Here is a 20518-nt window from a genome sequence, read left to right on the forward strand (position 1 = left end):
CCGGCCAGCAGCGACGTCCGAAGCGGAGCTCCTTCATGCATGTACCCGACGGATTCATCAACGCACCTGTCTCCGCCGTCGCAGGTGTCGTCGCCGCCGGCGCGGTCGCCGTCAGCCTCCGCGGTGCCCGGCGGGAGCTCGGGGGCACCTCCCGCTCGAACGGAGCCGAGAGTGGGGGAGAGCGCACCGCGCCGCTGGCAGGGCTCGTCGCCGCGTTCATCTTCGCCGTGCAGATGCTGAACTTCCCGGTCGCGGCGGGTACCAGCGGCCATCTGCTCGGCGGAGCGCTGGCCGCGATCCTGGTGGGGCCCTACACAGGGCTGCTCTGCATAGCGGTCGTCCTGCTGATGCAGGGCATCCTCTTCGCCGACGGCGGGCTCACCGCGCTCGGCGTGAACATCACGGTGATGGGGGTCGTCACCACCGTCGTCGCCTACGCCCTCTTCCGGGGGCTGACCGGTGTGCTGCCCCGTACCCGCCGCTCGACGACCGTCGCCAGCTTCGTGGCCGCACTCATCTCCGTGCCGGCCGCCGCCGTCGTGTTCACCCTGATCTACGCGATCGGCGGGACCACCGACGTACCCGTGGGCAAGGTGCTCACCGCGATGGTCGGCGTCCATGTCCTGATCGGCATCGGGGAGGCCGTGATCACCGCACTGACCGTCGGCGCCGTGATCGCCGTGCGCCCCGACCTGGTGCACGGGGCCCGTGGCCTGGCCGCCCCGCTCAAGCTCCGCGTCGACGGCGAACTCATCGACGCACCGGCCGCACCGGCCGCCCGGGCCGCATCCGGCGCCCCGGCCCCCGCGGCCGCCCGCTCCACGCGCAAGGTCTGGGCCACCGGCCTGGTCGCCGCGCTCCTCCTCGCCGGCTTCGTCTCCTTCTACGCCTCCGCGAGCCCCGACGGCCTGGAGAAGGTCGCCGCTGACAAGGGCATCGACGAGAAGGTCCAGGAACACGGAGCGGCCGACTCCCCGCTCGCCGACTACGGCGTCAAGGACATCGGCAACGCCCGCGTCTCCGGGGGCCTCGCCGGAGTGATCGGCGTCGGCGTCACCATCGCCGTCGGCAGCGGCGTCTTCTGGGCCGTACGCCGGAGCCGTACGCCGGAGGCTCCCACGAACCGCTCCGCCGAGTCCGTCTGACATGGGAGCCGGCCACGCGCACAAGCTCTTCCGGCACGGTCACTCCCCGGTCCACGCCCTGCCGCCGCACTGCAAGCTCGCCGCCGTCCTGTGCTTCGTCGTGGTCGTCGTCTCCACCCCCCGCGAGGCCGTCTGGGCCTTCGCCCTGTACGCGGTGCTGCTCGCCGCCGTCGCCGCAGTGGCCCGGATTCCCGCCGGATTCCTGCTGAAGCGGCTGGTCATCGAGGTGCCGTTCGTGGCGTTCGCGCTCCTCATGCCCTTCGTCGTACCCGGCGAGCAGACCGAGCTGCTCGGTGTCTCCGTCAGCGTCCCCGGCCTCTGGGGCGCCTGGAACGTACTCGCGAAGGGCACCCTCGGTGTGGCCGCGTCGGTGATCCTGGCCTCGACCACCGAGCTGCGCTCCCTGCTCCTCGGCCTCCAGCGGCTCCGGCTACCGCCGCTGCTCGTCCAGATCGCGTCCTTCATGATCCGCTACGGCGACGTCATCACCGACGAGCTGCGCCGGATGTCGATCGCGCGCCGCTCCCGCGGCTTCGAGGCGAGCGGAGTACGCCACTGGGGTGTCCTCGCCAAGACGGCCGGCGCCCTCTTCATCCGGTCCTACGAGCGCGGCGAACGCGTCCACCTCGCGATGGTCAGCCGCGGCTACACCGGAACCATGCCGGTGATCGACGAGGTGACCGCGTCCCGCACCCAGTGGGCGCACGCCGCGGCACTCCCCGTGCTCGCGCTCGTCGTCTGTCTGCTGGGATGGACCATATGAGCCACACCAGCGCGGCCCCCGTCCCGTCCCTCGAGGTCAGCGGCCTCGCCTATGCCTACCCCGACGGCCATCAGGCCCTCTACGGCGTCGACCTGACCGTGGCCAGGGGCGAACGCGTGGCGCTCCTCGGCCCGAACGGAGCGGGCAAGACCACACTCGTCCTCCACCTCAACGGCATCCTCGACGCGGGCGCCGGCACCGTCCGGGTCGCCGGGCTGCCCGTGGAGAAGGGGAACCTCGCCGAGATCCGCCGCCGCGTCGGCATCGTCTTCCAGGACCCCGACGACCAGCTCTTCATGCCGACCGTCCGCGAGGACGTCGCCTTCGGACCCGCGTCGGCCGGGCTGCGCGGCCCCGAGCTCGAAGACCGGGTCATGGCCGCGCTGCGGCGGGTCGGCATGGAGGAGTACGCGGCGCGGCCCCCGCACCACCTCTCCTTCGGCCAGCGCCGCCGCGTCGCGGTCGCCACCGTGCTCGCCATGGAGCCGGAGATCCTCGTCCTGGACGAGCCCTCGTCGAATCTGGACCCGGCCTCCCGCCGTGAACTCGCCGACATCCTGCGCTCCTTGGACGTCACCGTCCTGATGGTCACCCACGACCTGCCGTACGCACTCGAACTCTGCCCGCGTGCCGTCATCCTCAGCGACGGCGTGATCAGCGCCGACGACCGCACACAGGACCTGCTGTGCGACGACTCACTGATGCGCCTGCACCGGCTCGAGTTGCCCTTCGGTTTCGATCCGCGTTCCGTGACCGTTCCGCGTTCGTGAACAGAGGGTGACCCGGCACCCGTCCCACCTGCGCAGGGATGCACCATGGGGGGATGAGCGGGAGTGCGGGAGCAGGCGTGGACGTACGGGGCACGGTGGCGCCGGGATTCGAGGCGGTACGGGACGCTTTCGTCCGTAACTTCGAACAGCGCGGGGAACGGGGAGCGGCCGTCGCCCTCTACCGTCACGGCAGCAAGGTCGTGGACCTGTGGGCCGGTACGAGAGATGTCGACGGCGTCGAGCCCTGGGCCGTCGACACCGTGCAGATCGTCCGCTCGGCCGGGAAGGGCGTCGCCGCAGCCGTACCGTTGCTGCTGCATCAGCGCGGACAGGTGGATCTCGACGCACCCGTCGGCACGTACTGGCCGGAGTTCAAGGCGAACGGCAAGGAGCGCGTCCTCGTGCGCCATCTCCTCGCCCACCGCGCGGGGCTGGCCGCCCTGGACAGGACGCTCACACCCGAAGAGGCCGCTGACGGGGTCACCGGGCCGCGGGCCGTCGCCGCCCAACGGCCCCAGTGGGAACCGGGCGCCGACCACGGGTACCACGCCCAGACCTACAGCTGGCTCGTCGCGGAACTGGTGCGCAGGGTCACCGGGCGCACCATCGGCCGCTGGATCGCCGAGGAGATTGCGCGCCCGCTCGGGCTGGACTTCTGGTTCGGGCTGCCGGCCGACGAGGCGCACCGCATCGGGCGGATCGGCCCCGTCGAACCTCCGCCGGCCGAAGGCAGCGGCGCCCTTCGTGTGCGGCCCAAGCGCTCCGTCGTCGACGCCTACGCGGATCCGGCCTCGCTGACCCGCCGGGCCTTCGGGGCGATCGACCCCTTCCCGGACGAGAACGCCCCGGACTACCGCGCGGCTGAACTCCCCGCGTCCAACGGCGTCGCCACCGCACGGGGACTCGCCCGCTGCTACGCCGCGATGATCGGCCAGGTCGACGGGCAGCGGCTGTTCGCCCCCGCCACCCTCACCCTGGCCAGGACCGAGGAGTCGGCCGGTCCTGACCGGGTGCTGGTCGTCAGCACGCGCTTCGGCCTCGGCTACATGCTGCACGGTCCGGCCGCGCCGCTGCTCGGCCCCGGGTCCTTCGGGCACCCGGGCCGCGGCGGCTCGCTGGGCTTCGCGGATCCCGAATCGGGTGTCGCGCTCGGCTATGTGACGAACGGTCTGCAGAAGGGAGTTACCGCCGACCCCCGTGCCCAGGCCCTGGTCCGGGCAGTACGGTCGGCGCTATGACTTCTCGCCCCGAAGGAAGCCCCGAAGGAAGCCCCGAAGGAAGCACCGAAGGAAGCACCGAAGGAAGCCCCGGCGGAAGCACCGAACGGCGCCTCGACGGATACGTCGCGCTCCTCACCGGCGCCGGACAGGGCATCGGGGCGGCCACCGCACGTCGGCTCGCATCCGAGGGCGCGGCCGTCCTGGTCACGGACCTGGACGCCGGCCGCGCCGAGCGCATGGCGGCCGCGATACGCGAGGCGGGCGGCACAGCCGAGGCGCTGGCCTGCGACGTCGGCGACCGGGCGGCGGTCGACGCGGCGGTGGCCCACGCGGTGACCGCCTTCGGACGGCTCGACACCCTGGTCAACAACGCCTACGCCGACCACCAGGACGCCGAACTCTTCGAGGACGAGACGGACGAGGCCTGGGCCCGCAGCCTCGACATCACCCTGACCGGCCCCTACCGCTGCTCCCGTGCCGCTCTGCCGCACCTGGTGGCCTCCGGTCGTGGCGCGATCGTCAACATAGGCTCGGTGAACGGCGAGCAGGACTTCGGCGGCCACGCCTACAGCGCCGCGAAGGCGGGCCTGGCCGGTCTGACCCGCACCCTCGCCGGCCACGCGGGACCACGCGGCGTCTGCGTCAACCTCATCGCCCCCGGCACGATCCGTACGGACGCCTGGGCGGGCCGCGAAGCCGTACTGGAGCGGGCGGAGTCCCTCTACCCGCTCGGCCGCGTCGGCGAACCCGAGGACATCGCGTCCGCGGTCGCCTTCCTCGCCTCCCGGGACGCGGCCTGGATCACCGGGATCACGCTGCGGGTGGACGGCGGCCTGCTGGCCGTCAACACGGGCTTCCGCGCGGCGCTGTCGGAGGTCGCCGAAACCCCCGTAGCGGGATCCTGACGCGGGCGTACGGTCAGCTCGTGTGCAGCATCAGGCCGATGCCGACCACCATCAGCCCCGCCGCGGCCAGCCGCGGAGCCCCGAACCGCTCCTTGAAGAACAGCGTCCCGATGGCCGCGCCCACGATGATCGAGGACTCGCGCAGTGCGGCGACCGGGGCGAGCGCGGCTCTCGTCTGCGCCCACAGGACCAGGCCGTAGGCGGCGACCGACAGGGCCGCGCCCAGCAGTCCACGTGCCGCGAACGGGGTCAGCCGGGGCAGCAGTTCGCCCCGGCGGCGCCAGAACGCGTAGGCGGGGATGGCGATCCCCTCCAGGATCATCAGCCAGGCGATGTAGCCGAGCGGGGTGTTCGAGGCGCGTACCCCCGCTCCGTCGACCGTCGTGTAGCCCGCGATGGCCAGACCCGTCGCGAGGGCCGCCGCGATGGCGGGCCGGTGGGGCCGCTTGCCGGAGCCCCGGATGCCCCACAGCGCCAGCCCGACGAGCCCCGCCGAGGCGACCGCGACACCCGCCGCCGCCCAGCGGTCCGGACGCTCCCCGATGAACACGGCCGCCAGCACCGTCACGACGAGCGGGGCAGTGCCCCGGGCGATCGGATACATCTGGCCGAAGTCGCCCAGGGCGAACGAACGCATCAGCAGCAGCATGTACGCCACGTGCAGGCACGCGGAGACGAGCAGATACGGCCAGGCTCCGGACGCCGGGAGCGGCGCGAAACAGGCCAGTACGAGACCGATCAGCGCCCCGCCGCCGGAGATCAGGGTGAAGGACACCAACTGGTCACGGATGGCGTGGGCGATGGCGTTCCAGCTGGCGTGCGTGATCGCGGCGGCCAGGACGGCCGCCGCCACCAGCGGGGTCACGCGGTCTGCTCGCGCACGTCCACCAGGGTGCCGCCGGCGTGCGTGACCAGGCTCCGCGGGTCCAGCGGGAAGACCGTGTGCGGGGTGCCCGCGGCCGCCCAGACCGTCGCGTGGGCGAGCAGCCCCCGGTCGGCCAGCACCCGGGTCCTCGTACGGTGACCGAAGGGCGGAACCCCGCCGATCGCGTATCCGGTGGTCTCCCGGACGAGGTCGGCACCCGCCCGCCTGACCTTTCCCGCGCCGAGCTCGGCCCGCACGCGCTCCACGTCCACCCGGGACGAGCCGTCCATCAGGACCAGGACCGGCACACCGTCGGCCTCGAAGATCAGGGACTTGACGATCTGGCCGAGTTCGCAGCCCACCGCGGCGGCGGCCTCGACCGCGGTGCGGGTGGCGTCGGGGAAACGGCGTACCTCGACGTCGAGGCCCAGCTCCCGCAGGGCCTCGGCGAACCGGGGGTGGGCATCGGACGAGCTCGTCGCGGGGGTGATGTCGGAAGTGCTCATACCCCGCACGCTACACACGGCCGGAAATCCCTCTTGCGCCTGTCTTCGCGCCCGTCCACGCCCCCAGAGTGGTGAAGAGTACGACAAGGGGGACGTCTTGCTGCGCATTCATTTCACTGCCCAGGACCTGGAATACGTCAGGATCGCCCGTAGCCCCGACCCGCTGTGGGAGATCGTCTGCAGCGTCTGCCGGCTGCAGAACAAGGAGGGGACCGTCGCGTTCGGCCCCTGGCGGCGCAGCGTCGCCGGGCGCCTGAGGACGGAAGGACCCGGGCGCAGTGCGGCCCGGTTCCTGTGCGGTCTGGTGCCGTACGGGCCCTACTTCCCCGACTTCCTGACACCCGCTGTGGACGGCGGAAACCGTGATCTGCGGGACGGGATCGACCGGGTGCTCACCACCCCGCGTACCCGGCTGCGCACCGAGCTGGGGCTGCTGGCGGGGGTCGGCGGCCGGCCCCCGGCGGCAGCGGAGCTCGCCCGGGGCGACACGGCGGCGCTGCGGGCGCTGGGCGGCGCGCTGAGCACCTACGACCGGCTGTTCGTCGCCCCGTTCCGGGAGACCGTCGACGCAGCGGTGTCCTCCGATGTCGCCTGGCGGTCCCGGGAGCTGTCGACCGGCGGCACACGGGCGCTGCTGGAGACCTTCCGGCCGATGTTCCTGTGGTCCCCGCCGGTGCTGGAGGTGGCCTACCCGGTGGACAAGGACCTGCATCTGGACGGGCGCGGCCTGCTGCTCGTGCCCTCGTACTTCTGCTGGCGGATGCCGGTCACGCTGGTCGACGATGCGCTGCTGCCGATGCTGGTCTACCCGGTCGACAAGCACATCGTCCCCGGATCATCCTCCGGACCGTCGTCCTCGGGGTCGGCGCCCGCCGGATCGTCGCTCGCCAAGCTGCTCGGTCCCACACGCGCCGCCCTGCTGTACGAGATCGCGGTCCAGGGCTGTGCCTCGACCTCCGAACTCGCCGCAGCCGTGGGCTCCTCGCTGCCCAACACCAGCCAGCAGCTGGCCATCCTGCGCGAGGCGGGACTGGCCGCCTGCCGCCGTGAGGGGCGGCGCGTGCTGCACCTTCCGTCACCGCTGGGGCGGCAGTTGCTCGATTCGACGGACGTCTCGGCAGGCGTCCGAAGGTGACGTTTCCACCGTGGTGAAAGAGTGCGGCGCCCGGGGTAGCCGGGGTGCCAGTCTTCAGTCAGGCCGAGCGCCCGCGCAACGGGGGAAGTTGCGGGGGAAGGGCGCCCGGGAACGCAATGGAGGAACCATGCGCAAGATCGTACGAGCCACCGTCGCACTGACCTTCGCGGCGGGCGCCGTGCTGGCGACGGGGGCCGCTTCACAGGCCGCCGAGTCGGGCGCCCAGGCCACCGTCCACGGATGCAAGGCGGGATACGTCTGCGTCTACCCCGGGGCTGGGTGGAACGGCGACAAGCCGACGCTGACGTACTACACGTACGGGGCGCACAACCTCGTCAACCAGTTCGGTACGCACCGTGTGTTCAACAACCAGACCGGAGGGGCATCCGTGGCCCTCTGCACGGGGTACGACGGCGTCAACTGCGGCACCAAGGGCTACCCGGGTCAGTACACCGACGCCAACCTGACCCCGATCAACTCGATCAAGCTCGCCAAGTCCTGACCCTGCCGGGCGGGTTCTGACCAGGCCCGTCAGGTTCTGCCCTGACACCCCGGGGGCCGCGCGGCCGGCGCCCCCGGGGTGGCGCGGGTTCAGGACCCCGCGCTGAGGACCGCCGCCACCACCGGGCCCGCCGCGTCGCCGCCGTGGCCGCCGGACTGGACGACCGCCGCTGCCGCGAGGTCGTCCCTGAAGCCGGTGAACCAGCTGTTGGACGTGCCCTGGCCGTCGACCTCCGCCGAGCCCGTCTTGGCGCCCTTGTCACCGCCGACCGAGGCCATGGCAGCCTTGCCCGTGCCCCAGGACGCGGTGGCCCGCATCATGTCGTTCAGCTGCTGTGTGACGCCTCCCGGCAGCGAACGTGACGCCTTGGCGAGCTCGCGGTCGTCCAGGGACTGCGGGACGATCACCGGCTGATGGAACGTCCCGGTGCGGGCGGTCGCCGTGATGGACGCGACGTTGAGCGCGTTCATCTGGACGGTGCCCTGGCCTATGTACTGGGCCGCGGCCTCACCACCGGCCTCCTCGGGCACCTTGCCGTCGACGGAGGTGATGCCGGTCTTCCAGTCGAGGCCGATACCGAAGACGTCACGGGCCTCCTTGGCCAGCGCCGTGTCGTCCTTCGTGTCGTCGATCAGCTTGATGAAGGCGGTGTTGCACGAGCGGGCGAAGCTCGTGGTGAAGCTGCTGGACGCGGGCAGCTCGAAGTTGTCGAGGTTGTGGAACGTACGGCCCTGGTACAGCACCTCCTTGGGGCACTCCGTGGGGCCGTTCGCCGTGACCAGGCCCTTCTCCAGGAGCAGCGCGGCCGTCATGACCTTCATCGTGGAACCGGGCGCCTGCGTGCCCTGCATCGCCGCGTTGAAGCCGGTCGCCGGGTTGTTGGCGACCGCGCGTATCTCGCCCGTGGACGGCTTGACGGCGACCACCGAAGCCTCGCTGAACTGCTTGACCGCCTTCTCGGCCGCCGCCTGGGCGCCCGCGTCGAGCGTCGTCCGCAGCTTGCCCGGCTTGCCCTTGGCGAGCGTCAGCAGGGTGGTGTCGGGAACCTTCTCGTCCGCCGGCTCGATCCATGTCTCGATGCCGGGGGAACCGCCGACCGTGTCGCCGTACCTCTCCCGCAGGCTGTCCAGGATCGTCCCGAGCGACGGGTAGGTCTCCTTGTCGAGCACCTTGCCGTTGTGGTCGACGGCCTCGACGGCCGCCGTCGAGGCCTCACCGGTCTTCAGCGAGGCGCCCTCGGTGAGCTGCGGATGGATCACCGCGGGCTGCCAGTCGACGAGGGCCTTGCCGGTCGTCTCGCCGCGCACCACGGTCAGTTCGGAGGAGTACGACCAGGGCTTGGTCTTGCCTCCGTACGACACGGTCGCCTTCACCGTGAACGGCACCTTCGCGCCGACGGCGGTACCCGGCGAGATCACCGCCTTGGTGACGTGGGCGTCCTCGGCGTAACCGGTCAGCAGCGGCTCGGCGACGCTCTCGTTGTTCGTGCGCAGGGCGGCGGCCGACGCGTCGCCCGACGCCCATGCCTCGAGGAAGCCCTTGGCGGTCTCCTCGATCTCCTTCTTGTCCGGTGGCCCTGTCTTCACCTCGGAGGACGCGGACCCCATCCCTCCGGACCCGCCGCCTCCCAGCACGACCTCGTACACGCCGTAACCGAGCCCCCCGGCCACCAGCACGAACACTCCGCCGATCACGGCGACCTTCGCTCCACTGCGCATCTGTGCAGTCCCCCCTCCCCAGGAGCGCCCCTTGAACACTGTTCCGAGGGGCGTGTCATCCTTCGAGACCTTACGGGACAGAAGGGAACGCCGGGGCGGTTGTTACCGGAGCCCGCCGCTATACCCAGGTGTCCAGCCACATCCGGTCGCGCCAGGAGCCGTCCGGGATGGACGTGCCCGTGTACAGCGGCCAGAAGTAGATGAAGTTCCAGACGATCAGCAGCACCAGGACGCCCGCGGCGATGGCACCCAGCGTGCGTCTGCGTTCGCCCGTGGGGTCGGCGGTGAGCTCCCCTCCCGGGCGGGGCCCCGCGCCCGTGCCGGTCGCGGGGCCCAGCAGGGCGCCGATCATCATCGTGACCGCCAGACACAGGAACGGCACGAACACGACCGCGTAGAACAGGAAGATCGTCCGCTCCTGGTAGAGGAACCAGGGCACCCAGCCCGCCGCCACCCCGCACGCGATCGCACCCGCCCGCCAGTCGCGGCGGAACAGCCAGCGCCACAGTACGTACAGCAGCGCCAGGCACGCCGCCCACCAGAGCAGCGGGGTGCCGAGCGCCAGGACCTCGCGGGCGCACTTGCCCGTCGCGGACTCCGCGCAGCCCGTCTTCTCCTCGTAGAAGTACGAGACGGGGCGGCCCAGCACGATCCAGCTCCATGGATTGGACTGATAGGTGTGTCCTGAGGTCAGGCCCACATGGAACTCGTACACCTGGTACTCGTAGTGCCACAGGCTGCGCAGCCAGTCCGGCAGCCAGGTCCAGCTGCCGCCCTTGCCCTCGGTGGCCGCCCAGTTGCGGTAGTACCCCTTGTCCGTGACGATCCAGCCGGTCCACGACACGAGGTACGTGCCGATCGCGACCGGCACCGTCGAGACGAACGCGGGCAGCAGGTCCCTGAGGGCGACGGTGCGGTACGGCTGTACGGCGCCCGCCGTGCGCCTCGCGCCGACGTCCCAGAGCACCGACATCACTCCGAACGCGGCCAGGATGTAGAGCCCGTTCCACTTCGTGGCGAAGGCCAGGCCCAGCATCAGACCGGCCATGATCCGCCACGGCCGCCACCCGAGGCGGAGCGTCTCGGCGATGTGGGCGTCCGGGCGCAGGACGCCCTCCTCGTCCACCGGGAGCGCGGCGGCCAGCTTGTGACGGGACCGGTCACGGTCGATGAGGAAGCACCCGAAGGCGGCGAGCACGAAGAACATCAGGATCAGGTCGAGCAGCGCGGTACGGCTCATCACGAAGTGCAGCCCGTCCACGGCCAGCAGGGTGCCCGCGAGGCAGCCCAGGAACGTCGAGCGGAACAGACGTCGCCCGATGCGGCACAGCATCAGGATCGAGAGGGTGCCGAGCAGCGCCACCATGAAGCGCCAGCCGAACGGTGTGAATCCGAAGACCTGCTCGCCGAACCCGATGATCCACTTGCCGACCGGCGGATGGACGACGTACCCCGGGTCCACCGGGATGTCCACCGAGGACGGGTCCTTGAGGATCAGCTTGTCGACGTCCTTGGGCCAGGAGCCCTCGTACCCCTGGTTGACCAGAGCCCAGGCGTCCTTGGCGTAGTACGTCTCGTCGAATATCACCGCCTTCGGACTGCCCAGGTTCCAGAACCGCAGCACGCCGGCGAACAGCGCGACCAGCAGCGGCCCGCCCCAGGCGGACCAGCGCACCAGACGGTCGGCGATGACCGGTGGCACCGGGAGGACGTCGCGGAACTGTTTGCCCGGGCGGGCATAGGGCGGGTCGAGGCGCTCGCGCAGCCCCGTCTCCGGCCGTGGGGAATGGCCGAAGCGGCGCAGCCGCTGCTGCCAGGAAGGCGGCTGGTCGCCGGTGTGAACCCCGGCGTCGTTGCCCTGCTGGGCCTCGGGCGCAGTACTCGTCACCGCGCCATCGTAGGGAACGCATCTGTGCGAGTGGTGCCGCCCGGGCTGGGAGGATGGCCGATGTGACTGGAACGACTGGAACGCTCGTACTCGCAGGGACCCCCATCGGCGATGTGGCGGACGCCCCGCCACGGCTTGCCACCGAGCTGGAGACGGCCGATGTGGTGGCCGCCGAGGACACCCGGCGGCTGCGTCGGCTCACCCAGGCCATGGGCATCCACACGACGGGGCGTGTCGTGTCCTACTTCGAGGGCAACGAGTCGGCGCGCACCCCCGAACTCGTCGAGGCACTGGTCGGCGGTGCGCGTGTCCTGCTCGTCACCGACGCCGGGATGCCGTCCGTCTCCGACCCCGGCTACCGGCTGGTGGCGGCGGCCGTGGAGCAGGACATCAAGGTCACCGCCGTACCGGGTCCGTCGGCCGTACTGACCGCGCTGGCACTGTCCGCGCTACCCGTGGACCGCTTCTGCTTCGAGGGCTTCCTGCCGCGCAAGGCGGGCGAGCGGCTCGGGAAGCTGCGCGAGGTCGCCGGTGAGCGCCGCACGATGGTCTTCTTCGAGGCCCCGCACCGGCTGGACGACACCCTGGCCGCGATGGCCGAGGTGTTCGGGCCGGACCGCAGGGCGGCCGTCTGCCGGGAGCTGACCAAGACCTACGAGGAAGTGAAGCGCGGCCCGCTGGGCGAGCTGGCCGTCTGGGCGGCCGATGGCGTGCGCGGCGAGATCACCGTGGTCGTCGAGGGCGCCACGGACACGGGGAACGAGGGGCTGGACGCCGCCGAGCTGGTACGCAGGGTGCGGGTGCGCGAGGAGGCGGGGGAGCGGCGCAAGGAGGCCATCGCGGCTGTCGCCGCCGACGCCGGGCTGCCCAAGCGCGAGGTGTTCGATGCGGTGGTCGCGGCAAAGAACGCGGCTCGGACCGGCCAGGATCAGGGCAAAGGACTAGCCTGAAATGTAAAGCCCGAGCCGCGTATCGGGTCGTTCGGCCACGGATCGGCCAAAAGCGTTCCAACACTCGGCAGACCTCGTGCTTCGCCGTCGGCGAAGGCGTCCACTTGAGGGTGGAACGCACCATCCGGAGCAGGTTGTCCGGAGTGCTTGTCCAGCGGACAAGAGGAGCAGGCATGAGTGAGATCGCAGCAACCACCGTGCATGAGGCGTACGCCTTCGCCTGCATGAGGTGCGGACACGGCTGGGAACAGGCCTACGAGATATCGCACCACGTCGACAACCACGGCAACCCCTTCGTGGTGTACACGGCGGACGGACAGCGCGTGCCGTCGCCGCTGTCCACCCCGACCTGCGCGAACTGCGGGGGGCACGTGGTGCGGATCATGCGCTCGGGACGGGTCTCCAACGTCCAGCGGATGAGCAGGCCCATGGAGACCGATCGTCCGGGGGCGGCCGCGACTCCCGGATCGACCGCGCGTCCCGGATCGACCGCGCGTCCCGAGGGGGACGACGCGGACGAGGCGGGTGACCGGATGTCCGTGGCCACCGCGGTGCCGGCACGCGCGCGCGAGGCGCACCACTGGCAGCTGTCCGATCTTCTCCGCCCCTTCCAGCGGCGGTGAGTGAAGGCCGCGCCACGCCCCGCACACCGCCCTCGTAGAGTCGTGGGCATGAGCCGTACCGACGCCCCGCCGCTCCCCGAACCCCTCAGGGTTCCGGTCGCCGATTCGCACACCCACCTGGACATGCAGGACGGAACCGTCGAGGAGGGCCTCGCCAGGGCCGCCGCGGTCAACGTGACCACCGTCGTCCAGGTGGGCTGCGACGTGAAGGGCTCGCACTGGGCCGCCGAGACCGCCGCAGCGCACCCCTCCGTCCACGCCGCCGTCGCCCTGCACCCCAACGAGGCGCCCCGCATCGTGCACGGCGACCCGGAGGGCTGGTCGCGTCAGGGGGCGCGGGAGCCGGGCGGGAAGGCGGCGCTCGACGAGGCACTGGCGGAGATCGACGCACTGGCCGCTCTCGGTCACGTACGCGCGGTCGGCGAGACGGGCCTCGACCACTTCCGTACGGGGCCCGAGGGCATCGCGGCCCAGGAGGAGTCCTTTCGGGCCCACATCGAGATCGCCAAGCGGCACGGCAAGGCCCTGGTCATCCACGACCGTGAGGCCCACGCGGACGTCCTGCGCATCCTCGCCGACGCCGGCGCACCGGAGCGGACCGTCTTCCACTGCTACTCGGGGGACGCCGACATGGCCCGGATCTGCGCGGCGGCCGGGTACTACATGTCCTTCGCCGGCAATGTCACCTTCAAGAACGCGCAGCCGCTGCGCGACGCCCTGGCCGTCGCCCCCGCCGAACTCGTGCTCGTCGAGACGGACGCCCCCTTCCTCACCCCCGCCCCGTACCGCGGACGGCCCAACGCGCCCTATCTGATTCCGGTCACGCTCCGTGCCATGGCCGAGGTGAGGGGCACCGACGAGGACACCCTGGCCGCGGCCGTCCAGGACAACACCGCGCGGGCGTTCGACTTCTGAGGGTGGTCGCGGCGCCCGGAGTGCGGGCCGCGCCGACACGTTGGGTAATCGTACGACTTTGTACGGTGACAGCACCTCCGCTAGGGTGCCCGCGCAATGGGGTCGGCCGGCCGGAACGTCTGGAGCGTCGTGGGCCATTCGCAGGGCAGTCACCGCGCGGCGCGCGGCACTCGGCGCACGAGGCAGGCCCCGGCGAGGGCCCCCGCCCCGCCCCCGACAGCGCCGCGCTCCCTCCACGAGGAGCGGACGATCGTCGCCGGGTCATGGCCGGGCGCCCAGCCGGTCCATGACCCCACCGTGCTGGACAGCCCCCTGGTGCCCCGGCAGGCCGCCCCGTCGAGGACCGCGGGGCCGCGCGACGAACCCGGCCCGCGCGGCAGGCGGACGGCCGGACACCGGGCCGCCCGGCGGGGGCCCGTCACCCCGGAGAGCCTGCGGCGGATCGTCCCGCGCGCCCTGGTCATCGCGGTCCTGGCCGGCGGGACCGCCGCGTTCCTCGCCCAGGACAAGGCCGTCCGCGTCAGCGTCGACGGGACGACGCACACCCTGCACACCTTCGCCGACGACGTCGGGGAGCTCCTCGACGCCGAGGGCGTCACGGTGGGCGCCCGCGACCGCGTCGCCCCCGCCCCCGCCACAGGTCTGGGCGACGGCGACGAGGTCGTCGTCCTCAGGGAGGCGCGAGGGTGAGGCCTTCGGGCCGCTCGGGCGGCCGTAGGCTTGACGGGTGAGCACCACAGAGCCCGACGCCCTCCTGGGCCCCGCAGACATCCGCGAGCTGGCCGCAGCGCTGGGCGTACGCCCCACCAAGCAGCGGGGCCAGAATTTCGTCATCGACGCCAACACGGTCCGCAGGATCGTGCGCACCGCCGAGGTGCGGCCCGATGACGTGGTGGTGGAGATCGGGCCCGGTCTCGGCTCGCTGACGCTGGCCCTGCTGGAGGCGGCCGACCGGGTCGTCGCCGTGGAGATCGACGACGTGCTCGCGGGTGCCCTGCCGGCCACGGTCGCCGCGCGGATGCCGCAGCGCGCCGACCGTTTCGCGCTCGTCCACTCCGACGCGATGCTGGTCGAGGAGCTGCCCGGCCCCGCACCGACCGCGCTCGTCGCCAACCTGCCGTACAACGTCGCCGTGCCCGTCCTGCTCACCATGCTGGAGCGCTTCCCCACCATCGAGCGGACGCTCGTGATGGTGCAGGCAGAGGTCGCCGACCGGCTGGCCGCCCGCCCCGGCAACAAGGTCTACGGAGTGCCGTCGGTCAAGGCCAACTGGTACGCCGAGGTCAAGCGCGCCGGATCGATCGGCCGCACGGTGTTCTGGCCCGCGCCGAACGTCGACTCGGGTCTGGTGTCCCTGGTCCGGCGTACGGAACCGATCCGTACGACCGCGAGCAGGACCGAGGTGTTCGCCGTCGTGGACGCCGCGTTCGCCCAGCGCCGTAAGACGCTGCGCGCCGCCCTGGCGGGCTGGGCGGGCTCCGCACCGGCCGCCGAGGCCGCGCTGACGGCGGCGGGCATCTCGCCGCAGGCGCGTGGCGAGGCGCTGACCGTCGAGGAGTTCGCCGCCATCGCCGAGAACAAGCCGGAGCCCTCCGCATGAACCACAGCGTCACCGTCCGCGTACCCGCCAAGGTCAATGTGCAGCTCGCGGTGGGCGCCCCACGCCCCGACGGCTTCCACGACCTGGCCAACGTCTTCCTCGCCGTCGGCCTCCACGACGAGGTCACCGTCACCCCCGCCGACACCCTGCGCGTCACCTGCTCGGGCCCGGACGCCGGCCAGGTGCCGCTGGACACCACGAACCTCGCCGCCCGCGCCGCGACGGCACTGGCCGCCCGGCACGGCATCGCCCCCGATGTGCACCTCCACATCACCAAGGACATCCCCGTCGCCGGCGGCATGGCGGGCGGCAGCGCCGACGGCGCCGCCGCCCTGCTGGCCTGCGACGCCCTGTGGGCCACCGGCGCAACCCGGGAGGAACTCCTGGAGATCTGCGCCGAGCTGGGCAGCGACGTGCCCTTCAGCCTGATCGGCGGGGCGGCGCTCGGCGTCGGCCGAGGTGAGCGGCTCACGCCCGTCGAGGTCGGCGGTACCTTCCACTGGGTCTTCGCCGTCGCCGACGGCGGGCTCTCCACCCCCGCGGTGTACGGCGAGTTCGACCGGCTCACCGCCGGCACCCGCGTACCGGAGCCGACCGCGTCCCCCGCGCTCCTGACCGCCCTGCGCAAGGGCGACACCACGGCGCTCGCCGACGCCCTGAGCAACGACCTCCAGGCCGCGGCGCTCTCCCTGCGCCCCTCGCTGGCCGACACCCTCGCGGCGGGTACCGCGGCGGGCGCCCTGGCCGCCCTGGTCTCGGGATCCGGACCGACCACGGCGTTCCTGACGGCCGACGAGGAGTCGGCGCGGAAGGTGGCCGACGCCCTGCTGTCCTCGGGCACCTGCCGCGAGGCCCGCGTGGCGACGTCCCCGGCGGCGGGCGCCACCGTCGTCTGACCGCGGCGGCGGGCGGCCACCGTCGTCCGCGGGCGGCCACCGCCGTACGGGGGTGCCACCGTCGTCCGCGGGCGAGCGCACCGCAGACGAGCGCACTCCGCGCGGCGACTACGCTGGGACATCGAGCGGTCCCCGACGCAGGGATCCCCGAGGCAGGAGTGAAATGGCCGTCAATCTGGTCAATGTCGAGCAGGTCACCAAGGTGTACGGCACCCGTGCCCTGCTCGACGGTGTATCCCTCGGGGTGTCCGAGGGCGACCGGATCGGCGTCGTCGGCCGCAACGGCGACGGGAAGACGACGCTCATCCGGATGCTCGCCAAGCTGGAGGAGGCGGACACCGGCCGCGTCACCCACAACGGCGGGCTGCGCCTCGGCGTCCTCACCCAGCACGACTCGCTGGACCCCACGGCCACCATCAGGCACGAGGTGATCGGTGACCTCGAGGATCACGAGTGGGCGGGCAGCGCCAAGATCCGCGACGTGCTGACCGGTCTCTTCGGCGGCCTGGCACTCCCGGGCTTCGAACACGGCCTCGACACCGTCATCGCCCCGCTCTCCGGCGGCGAGCGGCGCCGGATCGCGCTGGCGAAGCTGCTCATCGCCGAACAGGACCTGGTCGTACTCGACGAGCCCACCAACCACCTCGACGTCGAGGGCATCTCCTGGCTGGCCGGGCATCTGCGGGCCCGTCGCTCCGCGCTCGTCTGCGTCACCCACGACCGGTGGTTCCTGGACCAGGTCTGCACCCGGATGTGGGACGTGCAGCGGGGCGCGGTCCACGAGTACGAGGGCGGCTACAGCGACTACGTGTTCGCGCGGGCCGAGCGGGAGCGGATCGCCGCGACCGAGGAGTCCAAGCGGCAGAACCTGATGCGCAAGGAGCTGGCCTGGCTGCGGCGGGGCGCCCCCGCGCGTACGTCCAAGCCGCGCTACCGCATCGAGGCGGCCAACGAGCTGATCGCCGACGTGCCGCCCCCGCGTGACACCAGCGAGCTGATGAAGTTCGCCAATGCCCGGCTCGGCAAGACCGTCTTCGACCTGGAGGACGTGACCGTCCAGGCCGGGACCAAGACGCTGCTCACCCACCTCACCTGGCAGCTCGGCCCCGGGGACCGCATCGGCCTGGTCGGTGTCAACGGCGCCGGCAAGACCTCGCTGCTGCGGGCGCTCGGTGAGGCCTACCGCAGCCAGGGCGACGTACAGCCCGAGGCTGGGAAGATCGTCGTCGGCAAGACGGTGAAGCTCGCCTACCTCTCCCAGGAGGTCGCGGAGCTCAACCCGAACCTGCGGGTGCTCGAAGCCGTGCAGCAGGTGCGCGACCGGGTCGACCTCGGCAAGGGCCGGGAGATGACGGCAGGTCAGCTCTGCGAGCAGTTCGGCTTCGCCAAGGAGAAGCAGTGGACGCCCGTCGGTGACCTGTCCGGCGGTGAGCGGCGGCGGCTTCAGATCCTGCGGCTGCTGATGGACGAGCCCAACGTCCTCTTCCTCGACGAGCCCACCAACGACCTGGACATCGAGACGCTGACCCAGCTGGAGGACCTCCTCGACGGCTGGCCCGGGTCGATGATCGTGATCTCCCACGACCGGTTCTTCATCGAACGGACCACGGACAAGGTGATGGCGCTCCTCGGCGACCGCGCGCTGCGGATGCTGCCGCGCGGCATCGACGAGTACATCGAGCGCAGGCAGCGCATGGAGGAGGTGGCGACGCCCGCGTCCGCCGGCCCGTCGGCGCCCAGGGCGACCGCTCCGGCCGAGACGGTATCGCCGCAGGCGGCGCGCGCCGCGAAGAAGGAACTCCAGAAGGTCGAGCGGCAGCTCGACAAGATGTCGACGAGGGAGACGGCGCTCCACGCGCAGATCGCCGACAACGCCACCGACTTCGAGAAGGTCGCCACGCTCGACGCCGAGCTGCGTGAACTGGTCGCGGAGCGTGATGTGTTGGAGATGCGCTGGCTGGAACTGGCGGAGGACGCCTGAGCGCTGGCGGCACGGGCGCGTAACGGCGGCATCACGGACCGGTTCTCCCTTGGGCACAGGGGGTGGACCGATCCGGTGCCCGGTGTGGTGCGGGTGGTACAAAGAAGCCCCGCTCGACTGTCGTAACGCCGCGGAAGCCATGCCCGATTCGCTCCTTTCCGGGGGGAATTCAGAGATTTCTTGCACCTGAACCTCTGAGCCCAGCGGAATCGCGGGGGAGACCGGACCGGGCACCGGACCGCACGAAGGGGGACGTGCTGATGACCCAGCCGCCCAGCCAGCAACCGCCGCAGGGGGGTTTCGGGGCTCCGCAGGATCCGCAGGGCACTCCTCAGCCGCCGCAGACACCACCGCCGGCGGCTCCGCCGCAGATGCCGCCGCCCGCAGCCCCGCCGCAGATGCCGCCCGCACCCCCGCAGACGCCCCCGCCGGGTGCCCCGCAGACGCCCCCGCCCGCGCAGCCGGGCTACGGCTACCCGCAGGCGCCCGGGGAGCAGCCCGGCTACGGCTACCCCCAGGCTCCGGGACAGGCACCAGGACAGGCGGCCCCCGGCCCGTACTCCCAGCAGCCCGGCCCGTACGGCGCCCCGTCAGGTCCGTACGCCCAGCAGCCCGGCCCGTACGGCCAGCAGCCCGGTTACGGCTACCCGCAGCAGCAGTACCCCGGCGCCCCCGCGCCCGGCGGCCCCGGCGGCGGCGGTTTCTTCAAGGGCAAGCCCGCCGTCATCATCGGTGCCGCGCTCGCCGCGCTCCTCGTCGTCGGCGGCGGCATCTTCTTCGCCACGAGCGGTGGCGACGACAAGAAGGACCCCGTCGCCAAGTCCAGCAGCGGCGCCCCGGACCCGACCGCTTCGCCCACCGTCGACGAGGGCGACGGCAAGGGTGACGGCCGCGAGGCCGACGACGACCTGAACGCCGGGCGCAAGGAGGGCGAGGCGAAGGTCCTCTGGACCACGACGAACGACGTCGACCTGCCGCGCAACGGAGCCGACGTGTACGGCCCGTGGATTGTCGGTGACACGATCGTCAAGGCCATGTACCGCTCGGTCGTCGGCTACTCGGTGGCCGACGGCAAGGAGAAGTGGACCCTTCCGCTCTCCGTCGACGTGTGCGCGGCTCCCGAAAACGCCACGGCCGACGGCAAGATCGTCCTCGGCGTGAAGAGCGGCACCACGGAGAAGGCCGACTGCTCGGTGCTCCAGATGATCGATCTCAACACCGGCAAGGCCGGGTGGAAGAAGACGATCAAGGAGGGCGGCGCCTTCGACATGATGTCCAACATCGGTCTGGCGATCAGCGGTGACACCGTGACCGTCGGCCGTACGAGCTACTCCAACGGCTACCGGGTCAGCGACGGCAAGGAACTGTTCGCCAACACCTCGGGCAACTGCAAGCCGTACTCGTTCGCAGGCGGCGCCAAGCTGATCGCCGCGGTCAACTGCCGTACCGACGACTTGGACAACCCGAAGCAGCAGGTCCAGGAGCTCGACCCGGCCACCGGCAAGGCCAAGTGGACATACCAGGTCGAGCGCGGCTGGGAGGTCGACAAGGTCTACTCGGTGTCCCCGCTGGTCGTCGCTCTGATCCAGAACGAGAAGGAGACGCGGACCATCGTCGCGCTCAAGGAGAACGGCACACTGCGCACCCGGCCGGCCATCGAGAGCAAGGACAAGCTCGCCGCCGACTGCGGAGGCAGCCTGAACTTCACCGAGACGCTCGAAGGCTGCGTAGGCGTCACCGCCGACGCGAACACCTTCTACATGATGACGGGGGACGACACCAGCGGCACCGCCCGCACCAACAAGGTCGTCGCGTTCGATCTGAACACCGGCAAGGTCAAGTGGAGGGCCGACGCCCCCGCCGAACACACCATGAAGCCGCTCCAGATGGAAGGCGGCAAAGTCGTGGTCTACGTGGAGCCCACCTACGACGAGGGCGGGGCGATCGCGACGATCGCGCCCACAGGAGGCGCGCCCGAGGTGGTGCTGCAGCACCCGGACTCGACGACACGGATCGAAAACTTCTTCTCGTCCAAGGTCGCCTACGGGGGCGGCCGTTCCTTCGTCGTCAGCGACCGTGTCAGCGGCCGGGACGACGAGGAGGGCGCGACGACCATGATGGCCTTCGGCAAGTGAC

At 71.6% G+C, this 20518-nt stretch carries 19 protein-coding genes; 15 read left to right on the forward strand and 4 right to left on the reverse strand.

Going from position 1 to position 20518, the window contains the following annotated elements; all coding sequences use genetic code 11:
• Positions 1-35 precede the first annotated feature (35 nt).
• The 5 genes from OG623_RS20515 to OG623_RS20535 all read left to right on the forward strand — a co-directional run bounded on the left by OG623_RS20515 (position 36) and on the right by OG623_RS20535 (position 4803).
• On the forward strand, positions 36-1145 hold the full coding sequence (locus OG623_RS20515) for an energy-coupling factor ABC transporter permease (protein WP_406148271.1): 1110 nt from the start codon (positions 36-38) through the stop codon (positions 1143-1145).
• 1 nt (position 1146) lies between these two features.
• On the forward strand, positions 1147-1908 hold the full coding sequence (cbiQ, locus tag OG623_RS20520) for a cobalt ECF transporter T component CbiQ (protein WP_406148272.1): 762 nt from the start codon (positions 1147-1149) through the stop codon (positions 1906-1908).
• A complete protein-coding gene (locus tag OG623_RS20525; protein ID WP_406148273.1) occupies positions 1905-2678 on the forward strand; it encodes an energy-coupling factor ABC transporter ATP-binding protein in 774 nt (257 codons plus the stop codon). Before cbiQ ends, OG623_RS20525 begins: the two co-directional genes overlap by 4 nt.
• 77 nt (positions 2679-2755) lie before the next feature.
• Entirely contained in the window at positions 2756-3916 is a 1161-nt protein-coding gene (locus OG623_RS20530; RefSeq protein ID WP_406151932.1) for a serine hydrolase domain-containing protein, read from the forward strand.
• The gene (locus OG623_RS20535) at positions 3913-4803 is read left to right on the forward strand and encodes an SDR family NAD(P)-dependent oxidoreductase (RefSeq protein WP_406148274.1); all 891 of its coding nucleotides are present in this window, start codon (positions 3913-3915) and stop codon (positions 4801-4803) included. Before OG623_RS20530 ends, OG623_RS20535 begins: the two co-directional genes overlap by 4 nt.
• 13 nt (positions 4804-4816) lie before the next feature.
• Here the strand turns inward: OG623_RS20535 and OG623_RS20540 are convergent, their stop codons facing one another.
• Together OG623_RS20540 and OG623_RS20545 are read right to left on the reverse strand one after the other, a co-directional pair.
• On the reverse strand, positions 4817-5668 hold the full coding sequence (locus tag OG623_RS20540; protein WP_406148276.1) for an EamA family transporter: 852 nt from the start codon (positions 5666-5668) through the stop codon (positions 4817-4819).
• The gene (locus tag OG623_RS20545) at positions 5665-6174 is read right to left on the reverse strand and encodes a YbaK/EbsC family protein (RefSeq protein ID WP_406148277.1); all 510 of its coding nucleotides are present in this window, start codon (positions 6172-6174) and stop codon (positions 5665-5667) included. Before OG623_RS20545 ends, OG623_RS20540 begins: the two co-directional genes overlap by 4 nt.
• A 97-nt stretch (positions 6175-6271) precedes the next feature.
• Between OG623_RS20545 and OG623_RS20550 the strand changes: the two genes are divergently transcribed.
• Both OG623_RS20550 and OG623_RS20555 read left to right on the forward strand, forming a co-directional pair.
• Positions 6272-7309 (forward strand): ArsR/SmtB family transcription factor, encoded by a 1038-nt coding sequence (locus OG623_RS20550; RefSeq protein WP_406148279.1) that lies wholly within the window; start codon positions 6272-6274, stop codon positions 7307-7309.
• 127 nt (positions 7310-7436) lie between these two features.
• The gene (locus OG623_RS20555; RefSeq protein ID WP_406148280.1) at positions 7437-7811 is read left to right on the forward strand and encodes a hypothetical protein; all 375 of its coding nucleotides are present in this window, start codon (positions 7437-7439) and stop codon (positions 7809-7811) included.
• A gap of 89 nt (positions 7812-7900) precedes the next feature.
• On the opposite strand, the gene OG623_RS20560 is transcribed toward OG623_RS20555, so the two are convergent.
• A complete protein-coding gene (locus tag OG623_RS20560; protein WP_406148281.1) occupies positions 7901-9529 on the reverse strand; it encodes a penicillin-binding transpeptidase domain-containing protein in 1629 nt (542 codons plus the stop codon).
• Positions 9530-9647: 118 nt separating this feature from the next.
• Positions 9648-11417, reverse strand: a complete 1770-nt coding sequence (locus OG623_RS20565) for a dolichyl-phosphate-mannose--protein mannosyltransferase (protein WP_406148283.1) — start codon at positions 11415-11417, stop codon at positions 9648-9650.
• Positions 11418-11470: 53 nt separating this feature from the next.
• Here OG623_RS20565 and rsmI point away from each other — a divergent pair, with 53 nt between their 5' ends.
• From rsmI to OG623_RS20605, 8 genes are all read left to right on the forward strand, one after another.
• Positions 11471-12367 carry a 16S rRNA (cytidine(1402)-2'-O)-methyltransferase gene (gene rsmI, locus OG623_RS20570; protein ID WP_406148284.1) on the forward strand — a complete coding sequence of 299 codons (897 nt, stop codon included), beginning with the start codon at positions 11471-11473 and terminating at the stop codon, positions 12365-12367.
• Between the two features lie 173 nt (positions 12368-12540).
• The gene (locus OG623_RS20575; RefSeq protein WP_406148285.1) at positions 12541-12990 is read left to right on the forward strand and encodes a hypothetical protein; all 450 of its coding nucleotides are present in this window, start codon (positions 12541-12543) and stop codon (positions 12988-12990) included.
• Positions 12991-13038: 48 nt separating this feature from the next.
• Positions 13039-13905, forward strand: coding sequence for a TatD family hydrolase (locus OG623_RS20580; protein ID WP_406148286.1), 867 nt, complete (start codon positions 13039-13041; stop codon positions 13903-13905).
• 129 nt (positions 13906-14034) lie between these two features.
• On the forward strand, positions 14035-14595 hold the full coding sequence (locus OG623_RS20585; protein WP_406148287.1) for a ubiquitin-like domain-containing protein: 561 nt from the start codon (positions 14035-14037) through the stop codon (positions 14593-14595).
• Between the two features lie 37 nt (positions 14596-14632).
• Entirely contained in the window at positions 14633-15505 is an 873-nt protein-coding gene (gene rsmA / locus OG623_RS20590; RefSeq protein WP_406148288.1) for a 16S rRNA (adenine(1518)-N(6)/adenine(1519)-N(6))-dimethyltransferase RsmA, read from the forward strand.
• Positions 15502-16401, forward strand: coding sequence for a 4-(cytidine 5'-diphospho)-2-C-methyl-D-erythritol kinase (locus OG623_RS20595; protein WP_406148289.1), 900 nt, complete (start codon positions 15502-15504; stop codon positions 16399-16401). The genes rsmA and OG623_RS20595 overlap by 4 nt, the downstream gene beginning before the upstream one ends.
• A 163-nt stretch (positions 16402-16564) precedes the next feature.
• Complete coding sequence (locus OG623_RS20600; RefSeq protein ID WP_406148290.1) at positions 16565-18382, forward strand: ABC-F family ATP-binding cassette domain-containing protein; 1818 nt, start codon at positions 16565-16567, stop codon at positions 18380-18382.
• Between the two features lie 260 nt (positions 18383-18642).
• The gene (locus OG623_RS20605) at positions 18643-20517 is read left to right on the forward strand and encodes a PQQ-binding-like beta-propeller repeat protein (protein WP_406148291.1); all 1875 of its coding nucleotides are present in this window, start codon (positions 18643-18645) and stop codon (positions 20515-20517) included.
• The last annotated feature ends 1 nt before the right edge of the window (position 20518 follow it).

The sequence above is a fragment of the Streptomyces sp. NBC_01012 genome, from assembly GCF_045162755.1.
Classification (GTDB): Bacteria; Actinomycetota; Actinomycetes; order Streptomycetales; family Streptomycetaceae; genus Streptomyces.